Below are 13,598 nucleotides of genomic sequence, written 5' to 3'. Positions count from 1 at the left end.
AAGAATACACCGTTCAAATACTCAGGATGGGTTATGGTGAAAAACAGAGATTAATTTTTTAAATTGGTATTCAATTTCAGGATAATGAAAGACTTGTTTATAAAACGCTTTGAATACTATAAATCTCTGGGTGATAAAACCTTCGGGCAATTATCCGATGAGCAGATTTTCTGGCAATACAACGGAGAAAGCAATTCAATTGCTGTAATTGTAAAGCATATTGCAGGGAATATGCTTTCAAGGTGGACTGATTTCCTGACTGAGGATGGTGAAAAATCCTGGAGGAACCGTGATGATGAATTTATTAATACCTTCAAAACAAAACAGGAGGTTCTGGATTACTGGGAAAAGGGCTGGAAATGTCTTTTTAATGCATTGGAACAAATAAATGATGAAAATCTGTATTCAACCATTTATATAAGAAATGAGCCACATACTGTGGTAGATGCGGTTTTCCGGCAGCTGGCCCATTATCCGTACCATATAGGACAAATCGTTTATATAGCCAAGATGATGAAAAATGAAGACTGGCAAACCCTTTCTATTGCGAGGAGCAAATCTGAGGAGTTTAATAATGAAATGAAAAACAGGTTCCATGAGGATAACGGTATGAATCCGGGTTCTTCACCGGTCTGCTATCAAAACAGTCCTGAAATCCGGGATGAATACAAGCCATAGACTGAATCAATTTAGTATTGTTATTAAAATCATTATCTTTGCACCCATAAATTTCAGGAGTAAAAAATGTCTACCTTTCACAGAACAGCCGCATTTCATACACTTGGCTGCAAATTAAACTTTGCAGAAACATCCACTATTGCCCGGCAGCTGACGGAGGCAGGATATGAAAAGGTAAGTTTTGATGATAAGGCTGACGTATATGTTATCAATACCTGTTCGGTAACGGAAAATGCAGACCGTGAATGTAAGCTTCATGTAAAAAGGGCTATGAAAGCCAATCCTGAAGGTCTGGTAGTAATTGTCGGGTGCTATGCGCAGCTGAAGCCTGAAGAGATCTCACAGATTGAAGGGGTAGACCTTGTGCTGGGAGCCAAAGAAAAATTCAATATCCTGAGCTATCTTGACGACCTTGAAAAAACGGAAAACGAAGGTATTGTGCATTCCTGTGAGATTGAAGAAACAGATTTCTTTATCGGAAGCTACTCCATCGGTGACAGAACCAGGGCTTTTTTGAAGGTTCAGGATGGCTGCGACTATAAATGCACCTACTGTACCATTCCTTTGGCCAGGGGGATCTCAAGGTCAGATACCATTGAAAATGTTCTGAAGAATGCCAAAGAAATTGCAGCAAAAGATATCAAGGAAATTGTCCTGACCGGTGTGAATATCGGAGACTACGGAAAAGGAGAATTCGGGAATAAAAAACATGAACATACCTTTCTGGACCTGATCTCGGAGCTGGATAAAGTAGAAGGTATAGAAAGGATACGCATTTCTTCTATTGAGCCTAATCTTTTGAAGGATGAAAGCATTGAACTCGTTTCCAGAAGCAGAAGCTTTGTTCCCCATTTTCATATCCCTTTACAGTCGGGAAGCGATGATCTGCTGAAAAAAATGAAGCGTCGTTATCTGACCAGGCTTTACAGGGACAGGGTAAACAAGATCCGTGAAGTGATGCCCGATGCGGCTATAGGCGTTGATGTAATTGTGGGCTTTCCCGGAGAAACGGAAGAAAGGTTCATGGAAACCTACAACTTCCTGAATGAATTGCCAATCACTTATTTGCATGTATTCACCTATTCTGAAAGGGAAAATACGGAAGCGGCCGCAATGGACGGAGTAGTACCCGTGGCAGAAAGAAAAAAGCGGAACAAAATGCTTAGGATCCTTTCTGAAAAAAAGAAGATGGCCTTCTACCAGTCACAGCTTGGAAAAACTCTTCCCGTACTTTGGGAACACGAAAATAAGGACGGAAAAATGTTTGGCTTCACAGAAAATTATGTGAGGGTGCAAAAAGATTTTGATGCCGCGTCTGTCAATCAGATAGAATTTTTGAATCTGGAAAAAATACTGTCAGATGGCACAGTTTCTGTGCAATCTTCTTACGAAAGTTTTTTAGCAAAAGCATAGCTTCTTTGTAAAATTTCTAGTAAATTTAATTTCTAACTTTTTAATATTATATTCATGAGGGATAAGTTTTTATCTTGGGGAATTGTATTGGTTATTGCCACATGGGTCATTGCCATACTGATCAGGGCACATTATTGGATACCGACTCTTTTGTCTGCAATTTATGCATTGGGAGTTTACAATACTTATCAGACTAAACACGCTATTTTAAGGAACTTTCCGGTATTAGGGTATTTCAGGTATTTCTTTGAAAGTATCTCTCCGGAAATGCAGCAGTATTTTATTGAAAGGGAGACGGATGGGAAACCGTTTCCAAGAAACCAGCGTTCCGCGGTATACAGGCGTGCCAAAAACCTGGGAGACACTGTGGCTTTCGGAACACAGCTGGAGGTTAACCACCGGAAATATGAGGGGATCAAGCATTCTATCTATGCAAAATCACCTTCTGAAGAGCTGCCCAGGGTCTGGGTAGGAGGAGAGCAGTGTGCTCAGCCTTATCACGCTTCCTTATTTAATATCTCTGCAATGAGCTTCGGATCATTGAGTGACAGGGCCCAGATATCCTTGAACAGAGGGGCGAAAAAAGGAAATTTCTACCATAATACCGGGGAAGGAGGAATTTCTCCCTATCATCTGGAAGGAGGAGATTTATGCTGGCAGATCGGTACAGGATATTTTGGCTGCAGAGATGAGGAAGGAAAATTCAATCCTGAGCTGTTCAAAAAATATGCTACCCTTCCCAATGTGAAAATGGTAGAGATTAAATTGTCCCAGGGAGCAAAGCCCGGACATGGCGGAGTTTTGCCGGGGGTAAAGAATACACCGGAAATTGCTAGGATCCGTCACGTCACCCCGGGAATGACCATTATTTCGCCACCGTCCCATTCCGCTTTTTCTGATGCGGCAGGACTGCTGAGATTTGTACAGCAACTGAGAGAGCTTTCAGGAGGCAAACCTATAGGGTTTAAGCTTTGTATCGGTGATACCAAAGAATTTGAAGATATCTGTATCCAGATGAATGTTTTAAAAATTTATCCGGACTTCATTACGGTAGACGGAGCGGAAGGAGGAACGGGGGCAGCGCCGCCCGAATTTTCAGACGGAGTGGGAATGCCTTTGGAGCCGGCTCTGATCTTTGTAAACCGTACCCTTAAAAGCTATAACCTGAGAGATAAGCTGAGAGTGATAGCAAGTGGTAAAGTGCTTACAAGCCTGGACATTTTAAGAGCTATTGCCATGGGGGCAGACATGTGTAACAATGCCAGAGGATTTATGTTTGCATTAGGCTGTATCCAGGCCTTGAGGTGTAATACCAATAATTGTCCTACCGGAGTGGCAACACAGGATAAAATGCTGATCAAAGGCTTAGATGTTACCGATAAAAGCGAGAGGGTATATCATTTCCATAAAAATACCCTGCATACCTGTAATGAACTGATAGCAGCCGCGGGAAGAAGCTCTTATGAAGAGGTAGATGCAACAATGTTTATGAGAGGAGACGAGTTTGATCACCTTTCAGATCTTTACTTCCCGGATATTCTGGGAAATGTGAAACAACGATCATATTAGAACAAAAACATAAAACGCTTCAGATATTTGAAGCGTTTTTTTTATTTTTATATATAAATTAATTGATTTATATTTATTTAGCTTTAATTTTTTCCTGATCCGTGGTTCTTGTTGAGGCATTATAAACCTGGAAGTTAAAGACAAAAGATCTGTTTCTGTAGGAAACACCATTGTAACCGTAATGGGAATCTCTTGCAAAAGCGGCTCTGGATGGTACAATAATAACGCCCTGTAAGTTGTATGGAGCTTCATTAGGCAGATTATCAAACGCTTTGAAATATTGTAGTCCTTCCTGGAAGCCTTCTATTTCATAATAACTTCTTTCTTTGTCAGCCCGGCTATCTTTTTTTACATAAAACCACATAGGATCAACAATAGGAGAGCCGCTTCCGTCAATCGTATTTACGAAATCATATTTTGAAATGAAAGCAACATTGCCATTGGTGCTGGCCCCTACATAGGTCTGGGCCCTTACCATAAGCTTAAGAACATCAGGACTCTCAGTAGTGGAAACTATGGTTTTTCCGGGTGAAGGCTGTGCTCCGTCTCTTATGATGTAAACTACGCCGGATGGAAGTTTTACAGGATTAAGCTCAGAAAGTTTTTTGTAATTATCATCAGTACTGTCTGTACTGCTGAATGGTTTGATATTTCCCTGGACATCCAGATAATTCTCATCTAAGAACTTTTGAATAGACTGATCATCATAGGTGTTTTGTACTGTAATATCTTCGGGCTCCTGATATGTTGTCTCATCATCGTCATCCTTTTTACATGCAGAAAAACACAAAGAACCTGCCAGGATATATACAAATATTTTTTTCATTTCAAAAAACTTTAATTACTTTACAAATAATATAACGACAAAAGTATAAAAAATTATGAGAATAGATAAATTTTTATGGAGCATTCGTTTTTATAAGACGAGAAGCATTGCTGCTGAGGAGATTAAAAAAAATCGTGTTTCGGTAGGAGACTCTGTCGTAAAGTCTTCCAAAGAAGTAAAAGAAGGAGATGTTATCAAGATCCGTAAAAATCAGATCGACTATAAAATCAAAGTCATACAAATCCCTAAAAGCAGGATTGGTGCCAAACTGGTGCCGCTTCATATAAAGGATATAACGGACAGGGAGCAATACGAGTTGCTGAAATTACGCAAGATGTCCCAGGATTATTACCGGACCAAAGGCGAGGGCAGACCCACCAAGAAAGACAGAAGAGAGATGGACGAGTATGTGGGGAATGATATTGCATCCGATTTTACGGACTGGGATGATTTTTTCGGTGAAGGTGATGATTCCGATGAAGATGAAAATGAATCATAGATAAAGCTTTTCTATGATCTCATCCACAATATCTTCAGGTTCCCGGGAATCGGTAACCACACTGAACAGGGCTTTGCTGTAGAATCCGTTTCTTTCAAATAAATGCTTGGCAATAAATTCAGGAAGGTTTTCATCGGAAATGTTGGCTATCAGCGGTCTTTTTTCTTTTTGCTTGGAAAGCCTTTCTGATAATGTGCCTACGGATGCCCGTAAGAAAACACTTTTGGAATTATGGTTGATGATCTCCATATTATTATAGTAGGCAGGTGTTCCTCCTCCCAGGCTTAGTACCACATTTTCCTGGGTTGCCAGTATTTCTTCCAATGCTTCCCTTTCGAGCTTTCTAAAGTAAATTTCTCCTTTTGTTTCAAATATCTCAGGAATGGTTAATTTATTTCTCCGGGAGATCTCTTTATCAAGGTCAATAAGTTTAAAATTGAGTTTTTCGCTTAATATTTTGGAAATGTGAGATTTGCCGCTTCCCATGTATCCGACCAGTGAAATTATCATGATTTTTTTTTGAACAAATTTGCAAAAAAGTTTTGAGATACTAAAAAAAGTCATATCTTTGCACCACTTAAAACGAGGGACATTACTCAATGCAAATCGTTTGTCAGAGTGGCCGACCTGGTAGCTCAGCTGGTAGAGCAATACACTTTTAATGTATGGGTCCTGGGTTCGAATCCCAGCCAGGTCACGAGCAAAAATGTTACTTGTTTGTAATTTTTTAGCCTGCGTGGTGAAATTGGTAGACACGCCATCTTGAGGGGGTGGTTTCCTAAGGATGTGCTGGTTCGAGTCCAGTCGCAGGCACTGCAGAGAAAAATAATAATTAAATAGCAGAAAATTGAAAATTATTTTTATATTTAGCTATTAATTGTGGCCGACCTGGTAGCTCAGCTGGTAGAGCAATACACTTTTAATGTATGGGTCCTGGGTTCGAATCCCAGCCAGGTCACGAGTTTACTGAAAAGTAAATTTTTTTCATATTAATATTTTGTGATTTGGTGTTTCAAAGGCTTCCCTCAGGAAGCCTTTGATTTTTTTATGCCGTCTGCATTTTAGTTTAAATGCATATTGTCTATCAGCCTTACACCATCCACTACAACAACGATAAATGCCCGGTAGCTCCGGTCTTTATAAAAGAAATCCGTTTCCTTTAACGTATTTTCGTCTGCAATAAGAAAATATTCCAGTTTCATCCCTTTCTGATTATCGAAAATATCCTGTACCCGCTCTTTGATCTCGGGGATTGTGATCACTCTGAACCACTCATTGACCTTTTTTAACGTTTCATAGATGATTTTGGAATCTTCCCTCCTGTCTTCATGAAGCCTTTGGTTCCGGGAGCTCAATGCCAGCCCGTTTTGATCCCTGTAAACAGGAACACCTTTTATTTTTACCGGAAGCTGCCTTTTTTCAACCATTTTCCTGATTATCGCCAATTGCTGGAAATCTTTCTCCCCAAAATAGGCATTATCCGGTTTTACCTGTCTGAAAAGCTCCTCTACAACAGTTCCCACTCCGTCAAAGTGTCCCGGCCTTGATTTTCCTTCCATCTCATCTTCCAGTCCGTCATAATCATAATGCCGGCTTTCCGTTTTTTCAGGATAAATGTCCGTAACTTCAGGGATATAAACGGCGTCTACCAGACCCGAGTTCTCTAGTATTAAAATGTCTCTGTTGATATCTCTGGGGTATTTTTCCAGGTCTTCCGGATTATTGAACTGGGTGGGGTTTACAAAAATTGAAGAAATTACAAGATCATTCTCTTCCCTGGCTTTTTCATATAAAGAAAGATGGCCTTTATGTAAGGCGCCCATCGTGGGGGCAAAACCTATTCTTTTCCCCATTTCCTTCTGTCTTTCAATAAAATCCTGCAGCGTTTTTTTATTCTTTAGAACTTCCATAGTTTATTTTAATAGTATTTCAAAAATACTAAAAATATCACATAGTAAAATGCGGTTTTCATAATTTGAAAACGGGAATTATCGTAAAAAAATGTTAATTAAAATAATGTTGGATGTTTTTTTGTAATTTTGCACATTAAAGCATTTTTACAAAAATAGATAGAAGTTTATGCCGAATCAAAAGATACTGTACATTACTACAGAGATGTATCCATATCAGGAAGACACAAATATGGCTGCAGTGGTAAACAAAATGGCACTTAAGATGCACAATGAAGGCAATGATGTAAGAGTTTTTATGCCAAGATTTGGACAAATAAGTGAGAGGAAATTTCAGCTTCATGAGGTGATCCGCCTTTCAGGAATGAATATTATTATCAATGACCTGGATCAGCCTCTGATAATCAAAGTAGCGTCTCTCCCTGGGGAAAGACTTCAGGTTTACTTTATTGATAACGAAGAATACTTCAAAAGAAAACAATATTATTTCGATGATGAAGGGGCTCCTTTTTCAGATAATGACGAAAGGGCTATTTTCTTTGCAAGGGGAGTAATTGAAACCATTAAAAAACTAAACTGGGTTCCGGATATTATCCATCTGAACGGATGGATGTCTTCATTTGTTCCGATTTACCTTAAAACCTATTACGAATCTGATACCTATTTTAAAGATGCCAGAATTGTTCTTTCATTATACAATGAGAAAGACGCTCCTCTGGATAAAAATATAGATGAAAAGCTAAGGTTCGATAATATTTCAGGTTTAAAAGCGTTAGATAATCCAACCATTCAAAATTTTGTTATTGAAAGCATGAACTATGTGGATATGGTGGTAAAAGGAGATGAGTTCCTTGATGGGGATCTGGATAAAGCCTTCAATGAAACCCCGACTCCGAAATCAGAATATCTGGATGTAGATTCAATAAACCAACTTTATTAAAACACAGTTTAATGACTTATACTATTAAAAAAGTTTTCGCTATACTTTTTTTGGCGATTTTTGGAAGTGTATTGCTTTATAATTGCGAGCCGGACCCCGATTCTTTAGGGGAACAGTTGTTTTTGGACGGAGCAGCACAGGGAAAGGAAGAATCTTTTGAGCTTATCGCATATAATATTGATAACCACGACAGCATCAGGTCCGATGCTTCCAAATTAGGTTCATCAGCCGTTTTAGGTGTTTTCAATGAAGGGCAGTTTGGAAAGCAGAAAGCTTCTTACCTTACCCAGTTAAGGTTACCTTCCTACAATCCGGCTTTTGGCGCAAATGCAGCTGTAGACTCCGTAGTTTTAGTAATCAAGCCTGCATATGCTTCGGACTCCATTACCACAACAACAGACGAGAATTATGTATATCCGGATGGAAATGTGGATGCCAAAAAAGTAGTGAATACCTATCCGGTCCTGAAATACGGAACCACTTCAACACCGAAATTAACGATTAAAGTACATGAGGTTACCGATTTCTTAAATGGAGCCTCGGATATTGCTTATTCCAATACCAATTATGCATACGGAACAGAAATAGGATCTAAAGAATTTCTCGGAAAGGTTAATTCTGTAACGATTACCAAAGATTCGGACAATTCCTCGCTGTTTACGTCTCCGGTGGGCTTCAGGATTCCTTTGTCCAGCAGCTTCTTTAAAACAAAGATTATAGATATGAAAGGAAAGCCTGAGCTAAGCGATGTTTCAAACTTTATCAGGTATTTCAGAGGGATAAGGGTTTCGGTTCAGGAGGATCAGGGATACCTGATGCATTTTAATCCCAATAGTATGGAACTTATCATGTATTATAAGTATGATAAGGTGGAGAACGGCACTACCACAAGGCCTCAAACCACATATACTTTTTCCATAGGTTCAGGAAACTCACATATCGGGCATTATGATTATGACAGAACTCAAGCTTTTACATCTCATGTATTAAATAACACCGAAACAGGTGATGCGAGATTATACACCCAGGGAATGGGAGGCCCTTCAATAGGAGTTAAAATTCCACCATCTACCATTGAGGCGCTTAAAGTTTTATACCAAAATAAAAAAGCCGGGATCATCAGTGCCAAGATCAGAATCTATACGGATCCCGTTTCTTGGAGCAATGGCTATGGTAAGCCTACTGCATTTACCATAGTTCAGAAAGATAAAGATCTTAGCAATCCTAATAATATAAAAGAAACGACTAATTTTACAGCTGATTTACTGAATTTGGTAGGTTCTAACAACTTTTCAATATTCAAAGCCTATAATCTGGATAAAAACCCGGCTTATTACGAATTTACAGTTACAAAATCTGTAAAAGATATTGTAGAGGGCGGAGTTGACAATACAAATAAATATTTTAAAATTGATTTAGGTAACTTTTTGCAGACTTCAACAGGAGCATTGGCCGGATATCAGTACACCTCCAGAACCTATGCTACAGACAGAGTGGTATTCATAGGTTCAGAATCCAACAATGCCAACAGGATTCAGCTAAGAGTTATTTACGGTACAAAATAAACATTAAACACTAAACACTTGATAAATTATGTGCGGAATAGTAGGATATACAGGGTTTCAAGACGCTTATAATATAGTTATTAACGGTCTTAGAAGATTAGAGTACAGAGGGTATGACAGTGCCGGAATTGTTCTTGAAGATGGTAACAATAAGCTGGAAGTAAAAAAAACCAAAGGAAAAGTAGATGATCTGGTTAATATTTCCGGCGGATTGAAAGGTCTTGCAAAAATAGGAATGGGGCACACCCGTTGGGCGACACACGGGGTTCCGAGCGACAGAAACTCGCACCCGCATTTATCAAATAACGGGAAAATAGCAATCATTCACAATGGAATCATTGAAAACTATGATACCATTAAAATAATGCTTACAGAAAAAGGGTTTACCTTTAAATCAGAAACGGATACTGAGGTATTGGTAAATCTTATCCAGTATTTTATGGATATCAACTCTGAGACAGACTTTCCTACAGCGGTAAGATATGCTTTAAATGAGGTTTACGGAGCTTATGCCATCACCGTTATGCATGAAGATTATCCCGGGGTATTGGTTGTAGGAAGATTAGGATCTCCTCTGGCTATCGGTATCGGAGATAAAGAATACTTCATAGCTTCTGACGCATCCCCATTCGTAGAGTTTACAAAAGAAGCCATTTATCTGGAAGAAGGGCATATGGCTACCATTTCTCTGGAAACAGGAGTGGATATCAGGACCATTACTGAAAATTCCAAAATTGAACCGGAAATCCAGGAGCTGAAATTAAGCCTTGAGCAGATTGAGAAGGGAGGATACGAGCATTTCATGCTTAAGGAGATCTTTGAACAGCCTAAATCTGTTCACGATACCATGAGAGGAAGATTGCTTGTAGATGAAGGAGTTATAAAGATGGCGGGTGTATGGGATCATTTGGAAAAATTCAAAAATGCCAACAGAATCATCATCATTGCCTGCGGAACCTCCTGGCATGCGGGACTTATCGGAGAATATCTGATTGAAGAGTATGCAAGAATCCCGGTTGAGGTGGAATATGCTTCGGAATTCAGGTACAGAAATCCGATTATTACAGATAAAGATGTGGTAATCGCCATTTCTCAGTCCGGAGAGACAGCAGATACTATGGCCGCTTTGAAACTGGCCAAAGAGAAAGGGGCATTCATATACGGTATCTGCAATGTGGTGGATTCTTCCATTGCACGGATTACAGATGCCGGCTCTTATACCCATGCTGGTCCTGAGATCGGGGTGGCTTCTACAAAGGCTTTCACGGCTCAGCTTACCATTCTTACCCTGATCGCATTTAAATTGGGTAAACACAATGGAAACTTAGGAAATGCAGAATTTATGAGCCTTATCGCAGAACTGGATTCTATTCCTAAAAGAATTGAAGATGTTCTGGAAGCTACCCATGAACTGACCCAGAATATAGCAAAGGATTTCATTAATGCAACCAATTTCCTTTATTTAGGAAGGGGCTACAACTATCCTGCCGCTTTGGAAGGCGCATTAAAATTAAAAGAGATCTCTTATATCCATGCCGAAGGATATCCGGCTGCGGAAATGAAGCATGGCCCGATTGCCTTGATCGATGAGAATATGCCGATTGTTATCATTGCCCCTAAAAAAGGGCATTACGATAAGATTGTGAGCAATGTGCAGGAAATCAAGGCCAGAAAAGGAAAAATCATCGCTGTGGTTAATAAAGGAGATCAGCAGGTAAGTGCTATGGCCGACTATGTGATCGAGATTCCTGAGACCTCAGAATGCTTTTCACCTATCGTGGCATCAATACCTTTACAGCTGTTAGCATACTATATTGCTGTATACAGAGGAGCGAATGTAGACCAGCCAAGAAACCTGGCAAAATCAGTAACTGTGGAATAAAAAATACTTGTAAATAAAATAAATTTAGATTTCTTTCGTTATTTCAAAAAAAATCTTAAAAGTTTCTTAAAAAAATTATATATTTACGGCTTAATTATAAAAATTAACATGAAAAGGATATTTCTTTTATTATTGTCTGCGTCGGTAGCATCGGTATCTTGTTCAGGTGGTGGTGGATCTTCTATAGGGAAACCAGGAACAAAAGGAGAATTGATACCAAGAGAAAAAACTAAATCATTTGTTGCGGAAAGACCATACGGGATGGTTGCAATTCCTGCAGGATCATTTGTTGCTGGTCTTGCAGATCAGGATCCAACACACACTCCTGAAAAAACACCATTAAAAACAGTGACTGTTTCTTCTTTCTTTATGGATGAGGCAGAAACTACTAATGCAGAATACAGGGTATTTATCAATTATGTAAGAGATTCTATCGCAAGAACTCTTCTTGCTGAAGCTGCCGGAGAAGGTGGTGAAGGAAGAGGAAGAGGAACAAGCATAGGAGATTATGCATATCTTGCGCAAAAAGAAGAAAATTTAACACCATATCAGGAATATTTAGAAGGACAGGGAGGCAGAGAAGACGAAGGATATGACCCAAGTAAAAGATTAGACTGGAAAGTTCCTTTGAACTGGAATACTTCAAAATATCCGGATGTGGAATACGCTGAAGTTTTGGAATCAATGTATTTACCTGCATCTTCCAGAATGGGTAATGAAAGAATATTAGATGTTAGTAAGCTTAAATATACTTACAGATGGGGTGATATGGATGCTGCAATTGCTGATAACGATAGGGGAGTAAACTACCTTAGAAGTGAAAGTATCGCTGTATATCCGGACACCACGGTTTGGGTAAAAGATTTCCACTTTGCCTATAACGAGCCTTTATTTGAACAATACTTCTGGCATAAAGCCTATAAAGATTACCCGGTTGTAGGGGTAACATGGGATCAGGCAAGAGCGTATTGTAACTTCAGATCCAAATTAAAGTCTGATTACAACGAAAGCCTGAAAAGAAAAAAACAAAGACCATTGCGGTTCCGTCTTCCTACAGAGTTTGAATGGGAATATGCCGCAAGAGGAGGAATGCAGAATGCTACCTATCCTTGGGGAGGTCCTTATTTAATGGACGACAGAGGCTGTTACCTGGCCAACTTCAAACCTAAGAGGGGTAATTATATGGAAGACGATAAAAAAGGTACTTACACATATACAGCTCCGGTAAAGAAATTTAAGAAAAATGGATTTGGGCTATATGATATGGCCGGGAATGTTGCTGAATGGACATTGTCTCCATATAACAATTCTACATACGGATTCTCTTCTACATTAAACCCTTCTGCTAAGGATGAAACAGATACAAGAAAATCCGTAAGAGGAGGTTCTTGGAAAGATGTAGGCTATGCACTGATGACAGGTGCCAGAGACTGGGAAAGAAAAGATTCGGCTAGAAGCTATATCGGATTCAGAACAGTACAAGATATTCCTGAAGCTGCTGTTAAACCAAAAAGAGTTAGCAGATAATTATATCATCGGACAAAATTATTTCAATAAATTTTATTTAACATTAAAAAAAACTGACTTATATGTTTAAGACTAAAGATGCTTGGATGAATTTCTTTTATTCGTTCGGTGCTGCAATTGTAATTCTTGGAGCTTGGCTTAAAATCACCCACATCAACCTGGGGCCTATTACAGGTAACGTTGCCCTTACAGTAGGGCTTATCACTGAAGCGATTATCTTTATCATTTTCGCATTCGACCCTCCTAAAACCGAGGAATCTTATGCCTGGGAAAATGTTTATCCTGAATTATTGGATAAGCACGCCAATCCAAACCCGCTGCACTCTAATATCAGTGCCAGAAATAACGGAGCTCAGTTTGCTGAATTGGAAAATTCACTTTCCAGCAAATTAGATAAAATGTTAGAAGATGCGAAACTGGATGTTCAGCTATTTGAAAGATTAAGATCAGGAATTGATAAATTCTCAAACTCTGTAGACCAGATCAATCAGACTGTGGACGTTTCAGCTTCTACTCATAAATATAATGACCAGTTAAACAAAGCAGCTCAACACATGGAAAGCATGAATGCCCTGTATGCAAGGCAATTGGAGAATGGTCAGAGACAAGCAGAATTTGCTAAAAAATACGTGGAAGATATGCAAAAATCTATTGAGCATTCAGAAAAATTCAATCAGGAATTGCAAGGTTTAACGTCTAATTTGAACAACTTAAACAGAGTTTATGGCGGTATGTTAACTGCAATGAAGTCTTAATCCTAAACCATTTCTAATTTTAACTATTTAATCA

General features: G+C 39.1%; 12 protein-coding genes and 3 tRNA genes. 12 read left to right on the top strand and 3 right to left on the bottom strand.

The window, feature by feature from the left end; genetic code table 11:
* Positions 1–84 precede the first annotated feature (84 nt).
* From ABMQ40_RS15215 to ABMQ40_RS15205, 3 genes are all read left to right on the top strand, one after another.
* Positions 85–678 carry a DUF1572 domain-containing protein gene (locus ABMQ40_RS15215; protein ID WP_370901092.1) on the top strand — a complete coding sequence of 198 codons (594 nt, stop codon included), beginning with the start codon at positions 85–87 and terminating at the stop codon, positions 676–678.
* A gap of 66 nt (positions 679–744) precedes the next feature.
* On the top strand, positions 745–2,091 hold the full coding sequence (gene mtaB / locus ABMQ40_RS15210) for a tRNA (N(6)-L-threonylcarbamoyladenosine(37)-C(2))-methylthiotransferase MtaB (RefSeq protein ID WP_370901090.1): 1,347 nt from the start codon (positions 745–747) through the stop codon (positions 2,089–2,091).
* A 54-nt stretch (positions 2,092–2,145) separates the two neighbouring features.
* Complete coding sequence (locus ABMQ40_RS15205; RefSeq protein WP_370901088.1) at positions 2,146–3,660, top strand: FMN-binding glutamate synthase family protein; 1,515 nt, start codon at positions 2,146–2,148, stop codon at positions 3,658–3,660.
* Between the two features lie 73 nt (positions 3,661–3,733).
* Here ABMQ40_RS15205 and ABMQ40_RS15200 read toward each other — a convergent pair whose 3' ends face one another.
* Positions 3,734–4,486, bottom strand: coding sequence for a hypothetical protein (locus ABMQ40_RS15200; RefSeq protein WP_370901086.1), 753 nt, complete (start codon positions 4,484–4,486; stop codon positions 3,734–3,736).
* A gap of 55 nt (positions 4,487–4,541) precedes the next feature.
* Here ABMQ40_RS15200 and ABMQ40_RS15195 point away from each other — a divergent pair, with 55 nt between their 5' ends.
* The gene (locus ABMQ40_RS15195; protein WP_370901084.1) at positions 4,542–4,985 is read left to right on the top strand and encodes an RNA-binding S4 domain-containing protein; all 444 of its coding nucleotides are present in this window, start codon (positions 4,542–4,544) and stop codon (positions 4,983–4,985) included.
* Here ABMQ40_RS15195 and ABMQ40_RS15190 read toward each other — a convergent pair.
* Positions 4,980–5,495, bottom strand: coding sequence for a shikimate kinase (locus ABMQ40_RS15190; protein ID WP_370901082.1), 516 nt, complete (start codon positions 5,493–5,495; stop codon positions 4,980–4,982). The two genes, ABMQ40_RS15195 and ABMQ40_RS15190, sit on opposite strands and share 6 nt — an antisense overlap.
* A 114-nt stretch (positions 5,496–5,609) precedes the next feature.
* On the opposite strand from ABMQ40_RS15190, the gene ABMQ40_RS15185 reads away from it, so the two are divergent.
* From ABMQ40_RS15185 to ABMQ40_RS15175, 3 genes are all read left to right on the top strand, one after another.
* Positions 5,610–5,682, top strand: a tRNA-Lys gene (locus tag ABMQ40_RS15185).
* 33 nt (positions 5,683–5,715) lie between these two features.
* A tRNA-Leu gene (locus ABMQ40_RS15180) sits at positions 5,716–5,798 on the top strand.
* A gap of 72 nt (positions 5,799–5,870) precedes the next feature.
* Positions 5,871–5,943, top strand: a tRNA-Lys gene (locus tag ABMQ40_RS15175).
* A gap of 103 nt (positions 5,944–6,046) precedes the next feature.
* On the opposite strand, the gene panC is transcribed toward ABMQ40_RS15175, so the two are convergent.
* The gene (panC, locus tag ABMQ40_RS15170; protein WP_370901080.1) at positions 6,047–6,895 is read right to left on the bottom strand and encodes a pantoate--beta-alanine ligase; all 849 of its coding nucleotides are present in this window, start codon (positions 6,893–6,895) and stop codon (positions 6,047–6,049) included.
* A gap of 169 nt (positions 6,896–7,064) precedes the next feature.
* Here panC and ABMQ40_RS15165 point away from each other — a divergent pair, with 169 nt between their 5' ends.
* The 5 genes from ABMQ40_RS15165 to porL all read left to right on the top strand — a co-directional run bounded on the left by ABMQ40_RS15165 (position 7,065) and on the right by porL (position 13,564).
* Positions 7,065–7,835 (top strand): glycogen/starch synthase, encoded by a 771-nt coding sequence (locus tag ABMQ40_RS15165; protein ID WP_370901078.1) that lies wholly within the window; start codon positions 7,065–7,067, stop codon positions 7,833–7,835.
* An 11-nt stretch (positions 7,836–7,846) separates the two neighbouring features.
* A complete protein-coding gene (locus ABMQ40_RS15160; protein ID WP_370901076.1) occupies positions 7,847–9,400 on the top strand; it encodes a DUF4270 family protein in 1,554 nt (517 codons plus the stop codon).
* Positions 9,401–9,428: 28 nt separating this feature from the next.
* A complete protein-coding gene (glmS, locus tag ABMQ40_RS15155) occupies positions 9,429–11,282 on the top strand; it encodes a glutamine--fructose-6-phosphate transaminase (isomerizing) (protein WP_370901074.1) in 1,854 nt (617 codons plus the stop codon).
* A gap of 108 nt (positions 11,283–11,390) precedes the next feature.
* Positions 11,391–12,809, top strand: a complete 1,419-nt coding sequence (porK, locus tag ABMQ40_RS15150; RefSeq protein WP_370901072.1) for a T9SS ring complex lipoprotein PorK/GldK — start codon at positions 11,391–11,393, stop codon at positions 12,807–12,809.
* A 62-nt stretch (positions 12,810–12,871) separates the two neighbouring features.
* Complete coding sequence (porL, locus tag ABMQ40_RS15145; protein ID WP_370901070.1) at positions 12,872–13,564, top strand: type IX secretion system motor protein PorL/GldL; 693 nt, start codon at positions 12,872–12,874, stop codon at positions 13,562–13,564.
* The last annotated feature ends 34 nt before the right edge of the window (positions 13,565–13,598 follow it).

The organism is Chryseobacterium gossypii, assembly GCF_041361455.1.
In the GTDB taxonomy this organism is placed as follows: Bacteria; Bacteroidota; Bacteroidia; order Flavobacteriales; family Weeksellaceae; genus Chryseobacterium; species Chryseobacterium gossypii.
Note: the sequence above shows the minus strand (reverse complement) of the source record. Positions and strands in the feature narration are given on the sequence as shown.